Annotated in this window: 18 protein-coding genes and 1 tRNA gene; 6 read left to right on the top strand and 13 right to left on the bottom strand. The window is 63.4% G+C overall.

The window, feature by feature from the left end; translation table 11 throughout:
• Positions 1-120: 120 nt before the first annotated feature.
• The 6 genes from E8Q40_RS12375 to E8Q40_RS12355 form a co-directional block, all read right to left on the bottom strand.
• Positions 121-342, bottom strand: a complete 222-nt coding sequence (locus E8Q40_RS12375; protein ID WP_137044849.1) for a hypothetical protein — start codon at positions 340-342, stop codon at positions 121-123.
• A gap of 232 nt (positions 343-574) precedes the next feature.
• The gene (locus E8Q40_RS12370) at positions 575-928 is read right to left on the bottom strand and encodes a hypothetical protein (RefSeq protein ID WP_137044848.1); all 354 of its coding nucleotides are present in this window, start codon (positions 926-928) and stop codon (positions 575-577) included.
• A gap of 72 nt (positions 929-1,000) precedes the next feature.
• Positions 1,001-1,174: a hypothetical protein gene (locus E8Q40_RS21970; RefSeq protein WP_168197822.1), complete on the bottom strand. Its 174-nt coding sequence runs from the start codon at positions 1,172-1,174 to the stop codon at positions 1,001-1,003.
• Between the two features lie 250 nt (positions 1,175-1,424).
• Positions 1,425-1,607, bottom strand: coding sequence for a hypothetical protein (locus E8Q40_RS12365; protein ID WP_137044847.1), 183 nt, complete (start codon positions 1,605-1,607; stop codon positions 1,425-1,427).
• An 88-nt stretch (positions 1,608-1,695) separates the two neighbouring features.
• Positions 1,696-1,887 (bottom strand): hypothetical protein, encoded by a 192-nt coding sequence (locus tag E8Q40_RS12360; protein WP_137044846.1) that lies wholly within the window; start codon positions 1,885-1,887, stop codon positions 1,696-1,698.
• 83 nt (positions 1,888-1,970) lie between these two features.
• Positions 1,971-2,174 carry a cold-shock protein gene (locus E8Q40_RS12355; RefSeq protein WP_137044845.1) on the bottom strand — a complete coding sequence of 68 codons (204 nt, stop codon included), beginning with the start codon at positions 2,172-2,174 and terminating at the stop codon, positions 1,971-1,973.
• 344 nt (positions 2,175-2,518) lie between these two features.
• Between E8Q40_RS12355 and E8Q40_RS12350 the strand changes: the two genes are divergently transcribed.
• Both E8Q40_RS12350 and E8Q40_RS12345 read left to right on the top strand, forming a co-directional pair.
• The gene (locus E8Q40_RS12350) at positions 2,519-2,713 is read left to right on the top strand and encodes a hypothetical protein (RefSeq protein ID WP_137044844.1); all 195 of its coding nucleotides are present in this window, start codon (positions 2,519-2,521) and stop codon (positions 2,711-2,713) included.
• A 184-nt stretch (positions 2,714-2,897) separates the two neighbouring features.
• Positions 2,898-3,293, top strand: a complete 396-nt coding sequence (locus tag E8Q40_RS12345; RefSeq protein WP_137044843.1) for a cytochrome c — start codon at positions 2,898-2,900, stop codon at positions 3,291-3,293.
• Between the two features lie 35 nt (positions 3,294-3,328).
• On the opposite strand, the gene E8Q40_RS12340 is transcribed toward E8Q40_RS12345, so the two are convergent.
• Positions 3,329-4,357, bottom strand: a complete 1,029-nt coding sequence (locus tag E8Q40_RS12340; RefSeq protein ID WP_137044842.1) for a hypothetical protein — start codon at positions 4,355-4,357, stop codon at positions 3,329-3,331.
• 204 nt (positions 4,358-4,561) lie between these two features.
• Positions 4,562-4,637, bottom strand: a tRNA-Lys gene (locus tag E8Q40_RS12335).
• A gap of 310 nt (positions 4,638-4,947) precedes the next feature.
• Between E8Q40_RS12335 and E8Q40_RS12330 the strand changes: the two genes are divergently transcribed.
• Positions 4,948-6,114, top strand: coding sequence for a M20 aminoacylase family protein (locus E8Q40_RS12330; RefSeq protein ID WP_137044841.1), 1,167 nt, complete (start codon positions 4,948-4,950; stop codon positions 6,112-6,114).
• A 157-nt stretch (positions 6,115-6,271) separates the two neighbouring features.
• On the opposite strand, the gene E8Q40_RS12325 is transcribed toward E8Q40_RS12330, so the two are convergent.
• The 3 genes from E8Q40_RS12325 to E8Q40_RS12315 form a co-directional block, all read right to left on the bottom strand.
• A complete protein-coding gene (locus E8Q40_RS12325) occupies positions 6,272-6,667 on the bottom strand; it encodes a MarR family winged helix-turn-helix transcriptional regulator (protein WP_246663099.1) in 396 nt (131 codons plus the stop codon).
• A gap of 143 nt (positions 6,668-6,810) precedes the next feature.
• Positions 6,811-9,570, bottom strand: coding sequence for a glycosyltransferase (locus E8Q40_RS12320; RefSeq protein ID WP_137044839.1), 2,760 nt, complete (start codon positions 9,568-9,570; stop codon positions 6,811-6,813).
• A 188-nt stretch (positions 9,571-9,758) separates the two neighbouring features.
• Positions 9,759-10,262: a beta-1-3, beta-1-6-glucan biosynthesis protein gene (locus E8Q40_RS12315; RefSeq protein ID WP_205995503.1), complete on the bottom strand. Its 504-nt coding sequence runs from the start codon at positions 10,260-10,262 to the stop codon at positions 9,759-9,761.
• Positions 10,263-10,658: 396 nt separating this feature from the next.
• Between E8Q40_RS12315 and E8Q40_RS12310 the strand changes: the two genes are divergently transcribed.
• Positions 10,659-12,257 (top strand): beta-(1-6) glucans synthase, encoded by a 1,599-nt coding sequence (locus E8Q40_RS12310; RefSeq protein ID WP_205995501.1) that lies wholly within the window; start codon positions 10,659-10,661, stop codon positions 12,255-12,257.
• On the opposite strand, the gene E8Q40_RS12305 is transcribed toward E8Q40_RS12310, so the two are convergent.
• Together E8Q40_RS12305 and E8Q40_RS12300 are read right to left on the bottom strand one after the other, a co-directional pair.
• Complete coding sequence (locus E8Q40_RS12305; RefSeq protein WP_137044838.1) at positions 12,223-12,606, bottom strand: hypothetical protein; 384 nt, start codon at positions 12,604-12,606, stop codon at positions 12,223-12,225. The genes E8Q40_RS12310 and E8Q40_RS12305 overlap by 35 nt on opposite strands.
• A gap of 66 nt (positions 12,607-12,672) precedes the next feature.
• Positions 12,673-13,500: a hypothetical protein gene (locus tag E8Q40_RS12300; RefSeq protein WP_137044837.1), complete on the bottom strand. Its 828-nt coding sequence runs from the start codon at positions 13,498-13,500 to the stop codon at positions 12,673-12,675.
• Between the two features lie 173 nt (positions 13,501-13,673).
• On the opposite strand from E8Q40_RS12300, the gene glmU reads away from it, so the two are divergent.
• Both glmU and glmS read left to right on the top strand, forming a co-directional pair.
• The gene (gene glmU, locus E8Q40_RS12295) at positions 13,674-15,044 is read left to right on the top strand and encodes a bifunctional UDP-N-acetylglucosamine diphosphorylase/glucosamine-1-phosphate N-acetyltransferase GlmU (RefSeq protein ID WP_137044836.1); all 1,371 of its coding nucleotides are present in this window, start codon (positions 13,674-13,676) and stop codon (positions 15,042-15,044) included.
• A gap of 141 nt (positions 15,045-15,185) precedes the next feature.
• Positions 15,186-17,012: a glutamine--fructose-6-phosphate transaminase (isomerizing) gene (glmS, locus tag E8Q40_RS12290; protein ID WP_137044835.1), complete on the top strand. Its 1,827-nt coding sequence runs from the start codon at positions 15,186-15,188 to the stop codon at positions 17,010-17,012.
• Positions 17,013-17,073: the final 61 nt, after the last annotated feature.

Here is a 17,073-nt window from a genome sequence, read left to right as displayed (position 1 = left end):
CCCCCGAGCGCAACCTGACGCGTTCGCGACTCGTCGTTTAACGACCAGTTAACCGTGGACCGCCGCCGGTTAACGACCCGTTAATCCAGGAACTTCGGCCGGGCTGCGAGGGGGTAGTGGCTAGTCCTGCGCGCTGTCCGCGGGCATCCGTTCGTCCAGGGCGATCGACGAGCTTGAGGTGGCGCCGCAGGATTCGCATTCCCAGTAGTGACGAATCTCACCGCCCTCGACGAAAGCGGAAGCCGTTGGTGCGATCAATTGGTCGCCGCAGCTGGCGCAGACGAAGGGCGCGCCGAACACACGAATGGAGGAGAGCGTCGCCGGATAGCAGTTGAGCTGCATGTGAGCCTCCTGTTCGCTCATTCATCGTTGTGCGCGACACTGTCGATCAACCATGGCGGCCGAAAGGCGACGCGATGGAACTGTCGTGTCCGCTCAAGCAAGGTTTTGTGACGCCTGGAATGGCTCCACTGTATGTCGCATCGCGGCAAGTCCAGGCGGCACCGGCATTTATGCGTCAAACAAAAAGGCCGGCGCGTGGCGCCGGCCTGTCATCGCCTTGTCACGCCGACATTCAGTCCTCGATATCGTCGAGCGGCGGCAATTGCCGAATCGGCCCGGTCGAGAGCGTGATCTTCTTGCGCTGGGAGGGCAGGGCTTCCGCCGCCTTCGGACCCTTGCGGGATTTGGCGAACAGGTCGGAGCCAAGATTGCCGCCATGCTCGGCGAGATCGTCCTCGTCGCAGGAGGCGGCGATGGCGACACCGAGCGACGCAAGGTGCGAGCGGCGATAGCAATATACCGCGAGCATGGCGCGCGTATTGGCCGGCACCGCATCGATCAGCGCCGGCAGGCCCTGCGGCGTGACGCGATAGAGCTGACCCAGCAGCGACTCAGGAACGGGACACGTCTCTTCGTTGAGAAGCATTACAGGATCCTCCAACCCCGGGGATTCCGATGTGCCTTGATTTGGTTAACAAGAAGGAAAGATCGCTGCCGGTCAGGTGTTGCGCTGCGGCCGGGGTTGGGGCGCGCTGTCGATGATCTGCTGCCGCATCGACAGTTCCAGGCTCGCCATCAAGAGCAATTGCTCGACCGTCTCGAGCTTGAGTTCGCGCGCTGTATAAAGCGATTGATCGATATTCTGCGCTAATGCGCGCATCATGAAATCCATGACGGGCCTTCTTCATTGGCGGCCGTGGCGCGTAATGCGCCCGACTCGCGATGCTGGTTTTGGGATGGCGTCGTCTTGGAAAAACGGCCCGGCCTGGATGCTCGACGCAAGCGTTGCAGGCTTAAAAAGGCAATAGAACCTTGCGGCCGATTCGGGTTCCATCGCAAGCGCAGTTTATGCGCGCCGATCGATGCTGCGGCATGAACAACGACGTCAGGGCCTGCGAGTTGTTTGTACGCAAATGCTGCCGCTAGCCGGCTTTCTTCATGGCGACGCCATCGAGCCAGTCCTGCGCTTGCGCAACCGCGAGCAGGCCGTCGCGCATTTTCGTTAGACGCTCGTGCTCGTCACCGCTGATCATCGGGTCCTTGCGGCGGGCATCGCATCGCGCCGCCCATTGCCGCAGCTCCGCGGACGTGAGGTTGGTATTCATAGATGTCACTCCCGGCGAGGAAGTGTAGGGCGGGGGATGCGGCGACACGATGGCGACCGCGGCGCACAATGTCAGGAGAGCCTTTAGCTCAGTCCTTCTGCAGATTGTCTTCCTCGACCGTGCGCTCGAAATTCTCGGTCGGACTCTTGATGCGGTAGAGAATGCGGTTGTCGCGCTCGACCGGCATGTGGCGGACGACCTTGCACAGGCCGCGCGCGCCGCCGGCGTGGATACCGGCTTCGAAATAGACAGACGCTCCGACGGGATATTTGTGCATCATGGCGTCCCTCAAGGCAGCGTCGAAACGCCATAGAAAAAAGAACGCCCGGCCCCATGCCGGGACCGGACGTTCATGCGAACAGCTTAGGCGTTCTGCAGATTGCCTGCGGCCTGCTTGCCACGCTCGGTGACGACTTCGTACGACACCTTCTGACCTTCCATCAGGGTGCTCATGCCGGCGCGCTCGACGGCGGAGATGTGCACGAACACATCCTTCGAGCCGTCGGTCGGGGTGATGAAGCCAAAGCCCTTTTGGGAGTTGAAGAATTTCACAGTTCCGGTTGCCATCAGGCAATTTCCTTTAGATGTTTGATACACGTCATTGTGCGCCCTGGGCATTCGATGCCCGGGCGATCGAAACAGGGTTGATTTTCAGGGATGGTCCGCTCCGTGCGGAGGCGAAAGCACAACTAAAAGATCTTGTTTCAACACGCCACCCGTACGCTGTTTGTGCCGCAAAGTCAACAAAGGCCTGAATCCGGGATTACCGGGTGATGACCCGGTATTTCTCCTGTGAACTGCGGAATAAACGGGGGCATGGAACCATTGCCCGATTGCGACGTTATTGATCCATGACCACAACATTATCTGATGCCGAGCGCGCCAAGAAGCGCGCAGAAACCAACTTTCGAATGCGCGTTCGCGAAATCGAAGGCCAGAAAGCGTCCAGGGAATACTGGACGGCGCAGCAGGAGGCGATCGATCGCATTCCGCGGCTGCGCGCGTTGCGTCTCGAACGCGAGGCGCAGGAAAGACAACAAGAGAAGCGAGAGAAAGCGGTGAAGGCGACCAAACCGGCCAAGGCGAAGAAAACCGCCAGCGCCTGAGGCGTCTCCGATTTATCAGTGAGCCGCGATCTGCCTAAGCGCCGGAAACGGCGCGGCCGGCGGTCGCGGCTTTTGCATGCGTTGGTAGCCTGCTCGTTATTGGCACCGCCGGTTTGATGCACCTCAAATAGCAAGGACCGCCGCGCCTTATCCTTTGTCGACTGCGACGAAGGAGGAGAGCGCCATGACGTTCAAGGCTCCGGTCCTCGGATTTGCAATTGCCGTGACGCTAGCTACCGCGCCGGCCGCATCGACGGCCTTCGCCGACGACGCGACAACGGGAGGTACCATGTACCGGCTCTATTGCGCGAGCTGCCACGGCGAAAGCGGCGCCGGCGACGGCCCGGTCGCCTCATCGCTCGTCGGCGGCGCGCCGGACTTGCGCCTGCTTGAAAGAAACAACGGCGGTGTCTTTCCCGAAGCGGTGCTGCGTACCGTGATCGACGGACGCCGGACCTTACGCGCGCACGGCAGCTACGCAATGCCGGTGTGGGGCCGTGACCTCTCCGCCACCGGTGGCGGCGCCACGCAGACGATCAACGCGATCGTGGAGTATTTGAAGGGGCTGCAGGTGAGGTAGGGGGCTTAGCAAAGCCTAAGGATGGGCCGAGGTCTTTATTTCGCACGTTTGAGCGCTTGCCGATGCAGCTTCGCAGGAAGGAGTGCGCGGCCTCCGCGCGAATAAGCGTTCACTATGCGGGAGTATGGGTAAACTCGCTTAGGCAGGTCCTCTAGTGCGATCAAGTTGATGTATTGAGGGTTGCGGTGGATCATCAGTTCGGGGATGCGGCGCCATCCTTCCTTTTGGAGGTTTCCGTTCATAGCGCGTCGCGTCGCGTTCGTTAATATGTCGACCAATTCTAGGCCGGGGCACGTGTCCGACCGAAACTGTAAATTATCGCTTATTATGGCCTTGATATCGAGAGGAGGTGGGTCCCCCTCGGTCCAAGCGGACATCTCTTTGATGAAATCGTCGGGTTCGACGTCAAAGCGTTTCATTTTCGAATAGTCGCCGACGGGCAGCATCTTGAAAGGTTGCTTGAAGGATCGCGACTGAAGAAATGGCATGATGACCGTTGACCACCATTCCTCCCATTGATTGGGTGTGTCGAGGTTTCCTTTGGCATCAATTGTCCAATGGAATTCTGCAAGTTCTGTTGGGCGGCGGGTGGCATAATAGTTCGTGCTGAGTTCAATCAGTTTTGGGATCAGTTCGAACGTTGCCATTGTCTGAATCATTAAAGGAAGTTTGAATTTCTCAAACTTATCTCTGTAGGCCCAAACCTGTTTTGTCAGCGTTGCACTGTGTTTGTCGGTTAGATTGTTCGTCATTCTCTCAGCTTGTTCAGCTTGGAATTGTTTCAGGCCGTCTTCTGTGTGCGCACCGACGTCGACCCCAGTTGCATCAAATAGGGTGCTGTGTTCAAACAACATCGGAATAAGAGATGCGACCTGCTTCTCCGTAAGCGCGCGACCTTTCACTTCGCCGCGGTCGTCCCGCGGAAAATTCCGGCTGAGTCGATTGTATTGCTTCTCCAAGCTCGCCAGCCGTTCATCGGGTACCACTAGAGCGCCCACTAGTGACACGCTCGGGAATTCGCCAATGCCGCTAAACGACCCTGTTTCGTCGATAAAAATATGCATCGGGCAATCCGTGTGCTGCACCCTGCCTTGTCGCTGAGGCGAAAAGTAAACTGCATAGTGCAACCAATGGCTGCAGTGCAGGTGGCTTTCCACAAGTAAACGGCGCGCTAAGCCGAGGCATTAAAAGGGCCTACGCTGCGGTCGAGACAGCACGGAACTGTTCAACGGCCCCCGAATGCACGCAACACCAGCAGACACTAAAAGTGGTGAGCGCGATGGGACTCGAACCCATGACCTCGCGATTAAAAGTCGTGTGCTCTACCAGCTGAGCTACGCGCCCGTCACCAAACGCGATGATCTCATCCGAGTGGCCCGCCGGAAGCGGGGTCACGAAGCGGGTCGGCCCCGAGGGGACCAAGCCAGTCGGATCATGCGCGACCGGCTGTTTAGGGGGGTGGGGGCCGTGGGTCAATAGCCGGGCGGCCCTGTCCCGGCCCCTGTTGATGGCGGATTCTGGTGAATTTGCCGCGATTTATGCCTGCATCTTGAACTCGCCCCGGCGCCGCGGCCTGCTACACTTCCTGTCGAAGCGCGCGCCGGCAAAGTGCCGGCAGCGGATACCCTCAAAGGACTTGCCATAAGGACCCGTCATGCCGATCGTCAACCGCGTCGCCGACCTGCATTCCGACATCACCGCCTGGCGGCGCGACCTGCACGCCCATCCCGAGATCCTCTACGAGGTGCACCGCACCGCGGCCTCCGTGGCCGAGAAGCTGAAGGCCTTCGGCTGCGATGAGGTGGTGCCGGGCATCGGCAAGACCGGCGTGGTCGGCGTCATTCGCGGCCGCAAGCAGGGCTCCGGCAAGACCGTGGCGCTGCGCGCCGACATGGACGCGCTGCCGATCACCGAATTGAACGACCTGCCGTACAAATCCACAACGCCCGGCGCCATGCATGCCTGCGGCCATGACGGCCACACCGCCATGCTGCTCGGGGCGGCGCGCTATCTCGCCGAGACCCGCAATTTCGACGGCACCGTGGTCGTCGTGTTCCAGCCGGCGGAGGAGGGCGGTGCCGGCGCGCGCGCCATGCTCGAGGACGGCATGGCCGAGCGCTTCGGCATCGACGAGTTCTACGGCATGCACAATTACCCCGGCATGCCGGTCGGCGAGTTCGGCATTAACAGCGGGCCGATCATGGCGGCAGCCGATTATGTCACCATCGACATCGAGGGCTATGGCGGCCACGCGGCGCGCCCGCATCTCACCATCGACCCGGTGCTGGTCGGGGCCCATATCATCACCGGCATCCAGTCGGTGGTGTCGCGCAACACCGACCCGCTGAAGTCCGCGGTGGTGTCGATCTGCGTCGTCGAGGCGGGCTCAGCCGACAACATCATCCCGCAGTCGGTGCGGCTTCGCGGCACCGCGCGCACGCTCGACGACAAAGTGCAGGACATGGTGGAGGCGAACCTTGCCCGCCTCGTCGAGAACACCGCGGCGGCCTTCGGCGCCAAAGCCAAGTTCACCTACCGTCGCAATTACCCGGTGCTGGTCAACCACGAGGCCGAGACCGGATTTGCGGCTTCCGTGGCGCAGGAGATCGCCGGCAAGGAGCGCGTCAACACCAAGCTGCCGCCGATGATGGGCGCGGAGGATTTCTCCTTCCTGCTGCGCAAGCGGCCCGGCGCCTTCATCTGGGTCGGCAATGGCGACACCGCCGGCTTGCATCACCCGCGCTACAACTTCAACGATGACGCCATCCCGGTCGGCACCTCGTATTGGGTGCGGCTGGTGGAGACCGCGCTGCCGGCTTAGCGAGAGTACGTAAGACCTTGCGGCTGCCTCGGCATGCTCCCTCTCCCCTTGGGGGAGAGGGTTGGGGTGAGGGGGCAAGTGCCTATCGATAGTTTGTAACCCCTCACCCGACGCACTTCGTGCGTCGACCTCTCCCAAAGGGAGAGGTGAAGCAAGATCAGCCCGCCGCCTTCATCAGGCTGTCGCGCAAGGCGACGATCTCGCCGCGCAGCCTGACGGCGGCCTCGAGCGGCAGGCCGGTGGCGGCGCCGACGCAGGCACTGACGTCGCGCGCCTTCTTGCGGAGGGCAGAGCCTTTGTCGGTGAGGGTGAGCCGCACCTGGCGCTCGTCCTCGCGGTCGCGCTTGCGCGCGAGATAACCCAGCGCCTCAAGCCTCTTGAGCAGCGGCGTCAGTGTGCTCGATTCCAGGAACAGCTTGGCGCCGATCTCGCCGACGGTCTGGTCGTCCTGCGCCCACAGCGCGACCATCACCAGATATTGCGGGTAGGTGAGTTTCAGCTCATCGAGCAGCGGCTTGTAGACGCGGTTAAAGGCATGGCCGGCCGAGTAGATCGCGAAGCAGAGATGGTCGGCAACCTCGCGCGGCGCGGCTTTGGCAACGGATTTGGCGGCGGGCGCTGTCGGTCGTCTGACGGTAACGCCGAACGAGAAAGGGCGCCCGCAGGCGCCCTTTTTTGTGTCGTTGCCCGGAGAGATTACTGCACCAGTTCCCGAGACTCCTGCGCCACCACCTGAGCGGGGGTCACTGCCTGCGCCTTGACCTTGACCAGGCGGACGCGGCGCGCGAGCGCGGCGATGCCGCCGCGGTAGCTCTCGAGCACGGCATAGTCATTGAAGCGCGAGCGCTCCCACAGCGCGATCAGCACCGCTGCGGCGAACGGCAGCGCCTGGATCACCAGCACGCCAGCGAAGATGTAGATTTCGCGCACTTCCTTGTTGTTGGTCTGCACCAGCAGGATGGCGCCGGCCACGAGCAGCGCCGCGATGATCGACTCCCAGAACGCGTGGAAATCGGTCTTGCGCTTTCCGCCACCCTTGTCGGTGCGTACGAAGGGCAGGTGGTCCTTGATCAGGCCCATAGCCACGGCGCGCGCCACTGTCCACTGCACCGACATTGCGGCGATCGCGGCCGCCACCATCTCGGTCTTGGTGATGCGCACGCGCAGGCGATAGAGCGCGGCAAAGTGCAGCAGCGTCACGGCGAAGCTCGCCACGATCGGGACGGTCAGGATGCGATCCGGCACGGCGATGTCGAGGATGGCGATCACCGGCACCCAGAGGATGTTGAGGATGGCGACCACAACGCCGACGCTTTCGGCGCCCAGCCAGTTGAGCCAGCCGAGAGCGAATTCGCGCTTCTGGTCGCGGGTGAGCCGCGTGTCGCGCGACAGCATGTTGCGCCAGTGCTTCTTGACGATCTGGAAGCCGCCATAGGCCCAGCGGTCGCGCTGCTTCCTGAAGGCGTCATAGGTGTCAGGCAGCAGGCCGTAGCCATAGCGCTTGTTGGTGTAGTGCGCTTGCCAGCCGTGCTCGAGCAGGCACAGACCAAGATCGGTGTCCTCGCAGATGGTGTCGCTCGACCAGCCGCCCGACGCCTCGATGGCCTTGCGGCGCATCAGCACCATGGTGCCGTGCGTGACGATGGCGTTGTGCTCGTTCCGCTGCACCATGCCGATGTCGAAGAAGCCAGCATATTCGGCATTCATCGCGGTGTGCAACGGGCTGCGCGCGCCGTCGCGGTGATCCTGCGGCGCTTGCACCATGCCGACCGTCGGGTCGTTGAACAGAGGCGTCAGATCGCGCAGCCAGTCCGGCGTCACGACATAATCGGCGTCGATGATGCCGATGATCTCGGCGTCGTCGGCGGTGTGGATGGCGGCAAGGCGCAGAGCGCCGGCCTTGAAACCTTGCAGGTTGTTGGCCAGCACGAACTTGAAACGCTCGCCAAGCAGCTTGCAGTGCTCCTCGATCGGCATCCACATCGCCGGATCGGGCGTATTGTTGACGACGATGACGCACTCGAAATTCGGGTAATCGAGCGCGGCCAGCGCATCGAGCGTCTGCTTGAGCATTTCCGGCGGCTCGCGATAGGCCGGAACATGGATCGACACTTTCGGCGCCGGCATATCGGGAGCCAGCGGCGGCGCGACGGGTACAAGGCGCGCCGGCTTGCGGCCGAAAGCGATGGCCGCGATCTCCTCGATGCGGGCGAGGGCGATCAGGATCAGCGGGATCAGCAGCAGCGTACCGAGGCCGAGCGCGAAAGCGGCGCCGGGCACGAAGTAGTGGCCGTACCAGTAGCCGAACAACGCGGACGACCACGCGCCGACCATGTTGGCGGCGGCGGCAAGCGTCGTTGCCTGCCAGAACGAGGCGCCGGCCAAAGTCAGGATCGGCAGCGACAGCAGTACGCTGACCAGCAGCGCGATGGCCGCGAGCTTCCAGTGATCGGGGTCGGTGACGGGGCCGGTCCAGGCGAATTTCGCCTCACGCGAGGCATTGAGCATGCCCCAGTACGGGCCGACGCCGCCTTCGAAGATCTTCCAGGGCTGGTCGATGGCTTCGACGATGTTGTAGTCGACGCCGTAGGCTTCCGCGCGCGCAACGAAGTCGCGCAGGATCACGGCCTGCTCGATGCGGCCCGGATAGGCGTTGTGATAGTTGTAGCCGGAGCTCGGCCAGCCGAATTCGGCGACGACGACGCGCTTGCCCGGATAGGCGCGGCGCAGCTTGTCGTAGATGATGATGGCCTGATCGACGGTCTGCTTGTCGGAGAAGCCTTCCCAGTAGGGCAGGATGTGCGCGGCGATATAGTCGACCGAGGCGACGAGTTCAGGGTGATCGAGCCAGACGCTGTAGATTTCGCCGGTGGTCACCGGCACGTTCACCTGCCGCTTGACCTTCTGGATCATCTTGATGAGGCGCGCGACGCCGATGTCCTCGCGCAGCTTCTTTTCTTCGGCGGCGGTCTTGGCGCCCTGCAGCTTGGCGGCTTCCTCTGCCGACAGCTTGTCGCCCGGCTTCGGTGCCAGTTCACCGCGATAGATCGTTTCGTTGCCGACGAAGATGCCGTTGACGTTGCTATGGCGCTTCGACAAGTCGACGACAGCGCGCATCTCGCGCTCGTTGCGATCCTTGTTGTTGTCGATCCAGGCGCCGATCGTCGCTCGCAGGCCGAACTCCGAAGCGATGCCAGGCACGAGTTCAACGCCGGCGGTCGACGAATAGGTGCGGACCGCCTTCGTCATCGGCGCGAGGATTTTGAGATCCTCGCGAATCTTTTTGGCTTCAGCCTTGCCGCCGTCTTCCGGGTTCACATTGCCCTGGAACGGCGCGTAGGAAACGCTCGACAGCTGGCCTGTAAAGTTGGGAGCGTCGACTTTCTCCTGGCCAAGCAGCCACAAGCCGGCATGCACGCACGCCACGAGGGCGACGACAGCAGCGACGGTGCGCATAGACTTCAATACCAAATGGGGCTGGGTGGCAGGCCCCCGAACCCGTCCCCTGGGCTCGGCCGGAGCATTTCATGCTGTACTGCAGCATAGCTCAGGTTAGACCGTTCTTTCAAGTAGATACCGGACATGGCGAAACCAAGACTGACGGGTGACGGGGGCACGAAAATTTTGCACGCCGCCGGACAACGTCACTGGCGTGCCGTCGTTCCCTCCGAACCAGGAGATTGCGTGTTAGCCGCCGCGGCCGGGGCCGGCGCCAGGCCGGGATTGAGCCAACAGGCATGCACTCGGCCGGTCAGCGTTTCCGGGGCTTTCGGATCGATATTGCCTTGGCGGACGATGCAGCGGAAGGTCGCCTGGATGTGGGCGCTCGGGCAGCCGAAGCGGTCGTAAAGGTCGAGATGGCGGAAGGCGGTATCGAGGTCGTCCCGCCAGAGCAGGCTGACGACACGGCGACCCAGCCAAACGCATTCGGGATTACCGGCCGGGCCCACCAGGACCTTGGTGGCCTCGGCGATTTCGTCGATCTTCTTCTGACCTTCCTTGGCGGCGGCGTCCTTGGCCGCGGCGTCGGCGGCAGCCGGCTTCTGCTGCTCGGTCTGGGCGCCGCCCGACTGCGCCAGGGCGCCCGGCGCGGACAGAGCGAACGAGACCGCACACAGGGCGGCAACCAACATACGCAGCGAAGTCATGGACGGAAAATTCCCGACGATATTGTTAAAGCCACTGACGCGGCTCAGCCTTGGCCTTTAGTGCAGGCGGATTGAGACGCTTATGCGGCGTCCTGGCTGAACCGGCGCTGAATGACTGAAAGCCCAGGGCCCCCCGGCCCAAAGTCCCTCATACCCCAAAGGCCGGGTTAAGCCCGATGGTCCGGGAACCGCCCGCCTGTGCGCGCGAAACTTGGCCTCAGTCCCGGTTTTTGTCCAGAGGCATGACGACATAGCATCACCGCGACGGACTATGGGCTGTCGCGCGCTCAATTGCCGCGTATCTCAAAGCCGATCTTGGCAGACTCCGGGCGAGGCGATAAGCCGGTCCGGCCGGACGGTAGCGCCGGCTGTCGCGCCGCGCCCTGAAGGTCAGCCATGCGCCTTGCCTTTGCCTGCCTCGCCGTCACTGTGGCGGCGATTGCCGCCGTGTGGACTTGGCTCGGCCAACCGATCCCGATGCCTAGTGCGCCGCTCAAGGCGGACGACAAGCTGTGGTGCCTGTCTTACGCGCCGTTTCGGGGCAGCCAGTCGCCGCACCAGGAGGGCATCCAGATCGGGGCACCGCAGATCGAACAGGACATCGTTCAACTGGCGAAGATATCGAACTGCGTCCGGGTCTATGCCACCGATCAGGGTATCGAAAACGTGGTGCCGATCGCTGCCCGCCACGGCATGAAGGTTCTCCAGGGCATCTGGGTCTCCAACAACCCGATCAAGACGCAGCTCCAGGTCGAGGCGGCGCTGTCGCTCGCCGAACGCTATCCGGACACGGTGATGGCGCTTGTCGTCGGCAACGAGGCGCTGCTGCGCGGCGACATTTCGGCGCCCGACCTCGCCGCGCTGATCCGGAGCGTCAAGGCCCGGGCCAAGGTTCCGGTGACCTACGCAGACGTGTGGGAATTCTGGCTGCGGGCGCCGGAGGTGGCTGCGGCGGTCGATTTCGTCATGATCCATATCCTGCCTTATTGGGAGGATTTCCCGATCGCCGCGGACAAGGCGGCGGCCCACGTCAACGACATTCACAAGAAGATGGCGGGCCTCTATGCGCCGAAGAGTGTCTACATCGGCGAAATGGGCTGGCCGAGCCAGGGCCGCATGCGCGAGGGCGCGCTGCCGTCGCCGGCCAACCAGGCCCGCGTGATCCAGGAGGTGCTCGCTTATGCCGCCCGGGAGGATTACCGGGTCAATGTCATCGAAGCCTATGACGCGCCGTGGAAGCGCGCGCAGGAAGGCGTGGTCGGCGGCCACTGGGGTCTGTTCGGCGACGCCGACCGGGCGATGAAGTTCGGCTGGGGCCAGCCGGTCTCCAACCATCCGTTCTGGAAGGCGCAGGCCGCCGTCGGTATTCTATATGCGCTGGCAGTGTTCGGCGTCGCGTTGTGGATGCGGCGAGGCGAAACGCCGGCGCGGGTCTGGCTCGCGGTGACGGCCAACGCACTCGCCGGCGGGCTGACCATCGGCTGGACGCTGCATAACGTGCCCATCGAAAGCATCGGCATCGGCGGCTGGATTCGCTGTATCGCGCTGGCGGCGGCGGCCATTGCTTCGCCGCTTGTCTTAAGCGTGGCCATCATGCGCGGCATCCCGCAGCCGGCCTTCGCCCGCATCATTGGTCCCGAGGTCGGCCGTACCGGGGACAAGGTGGCGATCGTGGTCGGTCTTGTGGCCATGCTGACTTTGCTGGTCGCCGTCATCACCGCGCTGGGGCTGGTGTTCGACCCGCGCTACCGCGACTTCCCGTTCGCACCGCTGACCGCGGCGGCGGTGCCGTTCTTCGTGGCGAGCCTGGTGACGCAGCGCCCGGCGGGCGGCGCGCGGCAGATGGCCGAGACTGGCGGTGGGGTGATGCTACTCGCGTCCGCGATCTACATCGTGCCGAACGAAAGCCTCCACAACTGGCAATCGCTGTGGCTGTGCGCGGCACTGGTGTTGTTCGCGATCAGTCTGGTTCGGGTACGCGACGCGCAAAGCTGAGCACCAGAAGCCCGATCGCCAGCGCCGACAGCATGACATTGTAGAGCACCACGCCCATCAGCGCGGTGGCGAGCGCCAGTGCAAAAATGATGAGCGTTGGCCGCAAGAGATGGATCGCCGCCAGTACGACGGCGGTGGCGCCGATCAGCGAACGGTCGAACAGCGCGGCAAAGACCCGCCGCTGCGTGCACATCCAGGTATCGAGGCCGGCATTGCAGGCAAGCCCCACGCCGGACTGTTCGATGCCCATGTAGCGCACATAGAGTGCATAACCGAGCGCGGAAAAGCCGATGATCATCAAGACATTGGTGGCGCGGGCGCTGGGCAAAAACAGTTTGTGCGGTTCCATGAATTCTCTCGTCGTCAGGCGCGGCGGAGTATGCCGCCGCGCAGGATCGAGAGCAAACCGCGCGCGCTACGGGACGAGTTTCTCGCCGGCGTAATCGACGGGACGGCACGGCACTTTCGACGCATGCAGGCGCGAGCAGATCTGCGCCGCCGCAGCGCCATTCGGCAGCGGGCCGACGATGAGCCGGTAGGGAATGATGCCCGGCCGATCGTCGTAACCGGCCAGCGGACGCAGCCCCTCGATCACCGGGCCGAAATTGGCCTTCACGGCCACCCAGCGGGCCTGCAGGATTTCCATGGAGCGCGCGCCGCCGAGATCAACGCCAAGCTCGGGCTTGCGCGGCTCTTCGGGCGCTGCTTGCGTCGCTGTCGCAACACGGGTGGGCGGCATCGGGACGTTCACCATTTGCGGTGGCTTCTCAGCCGCGACGTCGGCGCGGGCTGGGACTTCGGCAGGCGATGGCTGCGGTGCCGGCTCGGGCCGAACGATGGGGGCTGCCGTGGTGACCGGAGGGGCCGTCAGCACCGGCGCGGGCGCGGCAGCCTGTGGCGTCTCCTGCTTGGCCGCGAGCGCGGTGGCAGCAACCGCGGAAATATCGCGTTTGATCGAACCGGTGAGGTCGCTGAAGTTCTGCTCCAGCGCCGCCAGGCGGGCGCTGAGCTTGTCGCGGTCGGCCGCGAGTTCGCGCAGCCGCGTCTCAAGGCGGCGATTTTCCTCGGCACGCTGCGCCTCGACGCGCTTGAGAAGCGTGTCTTCGACCGCGGCCTGCTGCGCTGGCGCCGGCTGCGACAGGGCCAGCACAACGCGGTCGAGACCGAGGTCGGCGTTCAATATCAACAGCGTCGCGGCGACGGCCACGGTCGCGGCGCCGCCCCAGAGGCTCAAGCGCCACATAAGCGTGTTATCACGCAACGGCCCGTGTTCCGGCGGGTCAAACGCGTCGGCCATAGCTGCCCTCGAAAGCGACGAATCAGGTCATTGAAAACATTAGCAGAATCCGGCATTGCTGGCCTTTGAAACTTGGGCCGTGGCGTCGCCCGCCCCGCTAACACCTTGAGTTCACTCGCATGCACCAACCGAAAGGCTCGAACCGATCCTGCCTAGCCATCGTGCTCGCGGCCGGCGAGGGCACGCGCATGCGCTCCAGCCTGCCCAAGGTGCTGCACGCCGTCGGCCACAAGAGTCTGGTTGCTCATGTCCTGACCGCAGCGATGAAAGCGGGTGGCGCGGACATCGCGGTGGTGGTCGGCCCCGGCCGCGACGATGTCGCGAACGAAGCTAAGGCCATCGCCTCGGGCGCGAGCGTTTTCGAACAGCGCGATCGCCTCGGCACGGCTCATGCCGTGCTGGCGGCGCGCGACGCCATCACCAAGGGCGCCGATGACATTCTCGTCATGTTCGCCGACACACCGCTGGTGCGCCCGGAAACATTGAGCCGCCTGCGTGCTGCGATTGCAGGCGGCGCGGCGGTGACGGCGCTCGGCTTCCGGCCGAAGGATCCGAGCGGCTATGGTCGGATGGTCATGAAGGGCGATGACCTGGTCGCCATCGTCGAGGACAAGGATGCGACGCCCGACCAGCGCAAGATTACGCTCTGCAACGGTGGCCTGATGGCGTTGGCCGGCGCGTCGGCGCTCAAAATTCTGGGTCGCATCGGCAATGACAATGCCAAGGGCGAGTACTATCTCACCGATGCGGTGGCGATCGCCCGCGACATGGGCCTGAAGGCCACTGTAATCGAAACCGACGAGGACGACGTGCGCGGCATCAACACCAAGGCGCAACTGGCCGAGGCCGAAGCAGTGCTGCAGCAGCGCCTGCGTGCGGCGGCGATGGAAGCGGGCGTCACGCTGATCGCGCCGGAGACGGTATTTCTTTCGTCCGACACGACGTTCGGCAAGGACGTGACCGTCGAGCCGAATGTGGTGTTCGGTCCCGGAGTCGCGGTCGAAGATGGTGCTACCATTCGCTCGTTCTCGCATCTGGAAGGCGCGGTGGTCGGTAGAGGCGCGCGCGTCGGCCCCTTCGCGCGGCTGCGCCCCGGCGCGAAGCTTGGGCAGGACGTGCACATTGGCAATTTCGTCGAGGTGAAGGCGGCGACGATTGAAGACGGCGCCAAGGCCAATCATCTGGCTTACATCGGCGATGCGCGGGTCGGCGCCAAGGCCAATATCGGCGCTGGCACGATTACCTGCAATTATGACGGTGTGAACAAACACCTTACCGATATCGGCGCCGGCGCCTTCATCGGCACCAATTCGTCGCTGGTGGCGCCGGTGAAAATCGGCGATGGCGCCTATGTGGGTTCCGGCTCGGTGGTGACCAAGGACGTGCCGGCCGATGCGTTGGCGATCGCGCGCGGCCATCAGGTCAACAAGGAAGGCGGCGCGTCGCGCTTGCGCGAGCTTTACAACAAAATGAAAAAGGCCAAGAGCTAACTGTACGTGGGCCGTTAAGGTTTTTGAGGCTCTTCGCGGTTAACGTCCGCTGACATACGGCGAAACAGGTTTTGATTTCAGCGCCGTTGCCGCGGCCGCTACAGCATTATTCAAATTTTCAAAAGGGGCGGGCCCTAGCGCATGTGCGGGATTGTCGGAATTCTCGGGACCAGGCCGGTTGCCGGCCAACTGGTCGATGCGCTCAAGCGGCTCGAATATCGCGGCTATGACTCGGCCGGCGTCGCCACGCTCGATCATGGCGTCATGGGACGCCGCCGCGCCGAAGGCAAGTTGCAGGCGCTGGAGGCGAGGCTCAAAGAGGAGCCGCTGTCAGGCAACACCGGCATCGGCCATACGCGCTGGGCGACGCATGGCAAGCCGACTGAAAGCAATGCTCATCCGCACGCGACCGACAAGGTCGCGGTCGTCCACAACGGCATCATCGAGAATTTCCGCGAACTGCGCGAGAAGCTCATCGCCGCCGGCCACAAGTTCGCCAGCGAAACCGATACCGAAGTCGTCGCGCATCTCGTCACCGATTACATGCAGAAGGGCAAGTCGCCGGCCGATGCCGTTGCGGCGACACTCAAGGAACTCCGCGGCGCCTTCGCGCTCGCCTTCTTGTTCACCGGTGAGGACGATTTGCTGATCGGCGCGCGCAAGGGTTCGCCGCTCGCGGTGGGTTACGGCAAGGGCGAGATGTATCTCGGCTCCGACGCCATCGCGCTGTCGCCATTCACCGATACGATCAGCTATCTCGACGACGGCGACTGGGTGGTGCTCACGCACACCAGCGCGTCCGTGCGCGACGCCCAGGACAACGTGGTCAAGCGGCCGATCGTCAAATCCTCGGTCACAGCCCAACTCGTCGACAAGGGCAATCACAAGCACTTCATGGCCAAGGAAATCCACGAGCAGCCGGAAGTGGTCGGCCATACATTGGCGCATTACATCGACATGGTCGGCGAGCGCGTGGCCTTGCCGGGCAAGCTACCGTTCGACTGGACGAAGCTCAAGCGGCTGTCGATCTCGGCCTGCGGCACCGCGTTCTATGCCGGGTTGGTCGCCAAATACTGGTTCGAGCGCTTCGCCAAATTGCCGGTCGAAATCGATATCGCCTCCGAATTCCGTTATCGCGGCGCTCCGCTGGAGGAGGGTGATCTCGCGCTCTTCATCTCGCAGTCGGGCGAGACCGCCGATACTTTGGCGACCTTGCGTTACGCCAAGGAGATGAAGCAGCACGTCCTATCGGTGGTGAATGTCACCTCGTCGACCATCGCCCGCGAAAGCGACGTGGTGATGCCGACCTTGGCCGGCCCCGAAATCGGCGTCGCTTCGACCAAGGCCTTCACCTGCCAGCTCGCCGTGCTGGCCTGTCTGGCGCTGGCCGCCGGCCGCGCGCGCGGCCACCTGTCGGAGGATGACGAGAGGAAGCTGGTTCAGGCGCTGATTGCGGTGCCGCGCCTGATGGCGCAGGCACTGATGCTGGAGCCGCAGATCGAGAAGCTGTCGCACGATCTCGCCAAGGTGCACGACGTGCTCTATCTCGGCCGCGGCACCTCGTTCCCGATTGCGCTCGAAGGGGCACTCAAGCTCAAGGAAATCTCCTATATCCACGCGGAAGGCTATGCCGCCGGTGAACTCAAGCATGGACCGATCGCGCTGATCGACGAGACCATGCCGGTGATCGTGATCGCGCCGCATGACCGGGTGTTCGAGAAGACGGTGTCGAACATGCAGGAAGTGGCCGCGCGCGGCGGCAAGATCATCCTCATCACCGATCCCAAGGGCGCCGAGGAGGCGACCATCGAGTCGCTGGAGACACTGATCCTGCCGGAAATGGCCTCGACCGTGACGCCGCTGGTCTATTCGATCCCGGTGCAGCTCATGGCCTATCACACGGCTGCGGCCATCGGCACCGACGTCGACCAGCCGCGCAACCTCGCGAAATCCGTCACGGTGGAGTAGACTGCGGCCCGACCGGCGGCGAATGGGCCGTTTCGGTCTTTTTGAGTTCGTAGGCGGGTTG

The sequence above is a fragment of the Pseudolabrys sp. FHR47 genome (assembly GCF_005153485.1).
In the GTDB taxonomy this organism is placed as follows: Bacteria; Pseudomonadota; Alphaproteobacteria; order Rhizobiales; family Xanthobacteraceae; genus Pseudolabrys.
Note: the sequence above shows the minus strand (reverse complement) of the source record. Positions and strands in the feature narration are given on the sequence as shown.

What these genes read in the sequence shown, in the direction of transcription:
- E8Q40_RS12345 (WP_137044843.1), top strand. Translation starts at nt 2,898, where the DNA reads ATGACGTTCAAGGCTCCGGTCCTCGGATTTGCAATTGCCGTGACGCTA.
- glmS (WP_137044835.1), top strand. Translation starts at nt 15,186, where the DNA reads ATGTGCGGGATTGTCGGAATTCTCGGGACCAGGCCGGTTGCCGGCCAA.
- E8Q40_RS12300 (WP_137044837.1), bottom strand. Translation starts at nt 13,500, where the DNA reads ATGTGGCGCTTGAGCCTCTGGGGCGGCGCCGCGACCGTGGCCGTCGCC.
- E8Q40_RS12365 (WP_137044847.1), bottom strand. Translation starts at nt 1,607, where the DNA reads ATGAATACCAACCTCACGTCCGCGGAGCTGCGGCAATGGGCGGCGCGA.
- E8Q40_RS12350 (WP_137044844.1), top strand. Translation starts at nt 2,519, where the DNA reads ATGCGCGTTCGCGAAATCGAAGGCCAGAAAGCGTCCAGGGAATACTGG.
- E8Q40_RS12320 (WP_137044839.1), bottom strand. Translation starts at nt 9,570, where the DNA reads ATGCGCACCGTCGCTGCTGTCGTCGCCCTCGTGGCGTGCGTGCATGCC.
- E8Q40_RS12340 (WP_137044842.1), bottom strand. Translation starts at nt 4,357, where the DNA reads ATGCATATTTTTATCGACGAAACAGGGTCGTTTAGCGGCATTGGCGAA.
- E8Q40_RS12310 (WP_205995501.1), top strand. Translation starts at nt 10,659, where the DNA reads ATGCGCCTTGCCTTTGCCTGCCTCGCCGTCACTGTGGCGGCGATTGCC.
- E8Q40_RS12315 (WP_205995503.1), bottom strand. Translation starts at nt 10,262, where the DNA reads ATGACTTCGCTGCGTATGTTGGTTGCCGCCCTGTGTGCGGTCTCGTTC.
- glmU (WP_137044836.1), top strand. Translation starts at nt 13,674, where the DNA reads ATGCACCAACCGAAAGGCTCGAACCGATCCTGCCTAGCCATCGTGCTC.
- E8Q40_RS12375 (WP_137044849.1), bottom strand. Translation starts at nt 342, where the DNA reads ATGCAGCTCAACTGCTATCCGGCGACGCTCTCCTCCATTCGTGTGTTC.
- E8Q40_RS21970 (WP_168197822.1), bottom strand. Translation starts at nt 1,174, where the DNA reads ATGGATTTCATGATGCGCGCATTAGCGCAGAATATCGATCAATCGCTT.
- E8Q40_RS12355 (WP_137044845.1), bottom strand. Translation starts at nt 2,174, where the DNA reads ATGGCAACCGGAACTGTGAAATTCTTCAACTCCCAAAAGGGCTTTGGC.
- E8Q40_RS12360 (WP_137044846.1), bottom strand. Translation starts at nt 1,887, where the DNA reads ATGATGCACAAATATCCCGTCGGAGCGTCTGTCTATTTCGAAGCCGGT.
- E8Q40_RS12370 (WP_137044848.1), bottom strand. Translation starts at nt 928, where the DNA reads ATGCTTCTCAACGAAGAGACGTGTCCCGTTCCTGAGTCGCTGCTGGGT.
- E8Q40_RS12330 (WP_137044841.1), top strand. Translation starts at nt 4,948, where the DNA reads ATGCCGATCGTCAACCGCGTCGCCGACCTGCATTCCGACATCACCGCC.
- E8Q40_RS12305 (WP_137044838.1), bottom strand. Translation starts at nt 12,606, where the DNA reads ATGGAACCGCACAAACTGTTTTTGCCCAGCGCCCGCGCCACCAATGTC.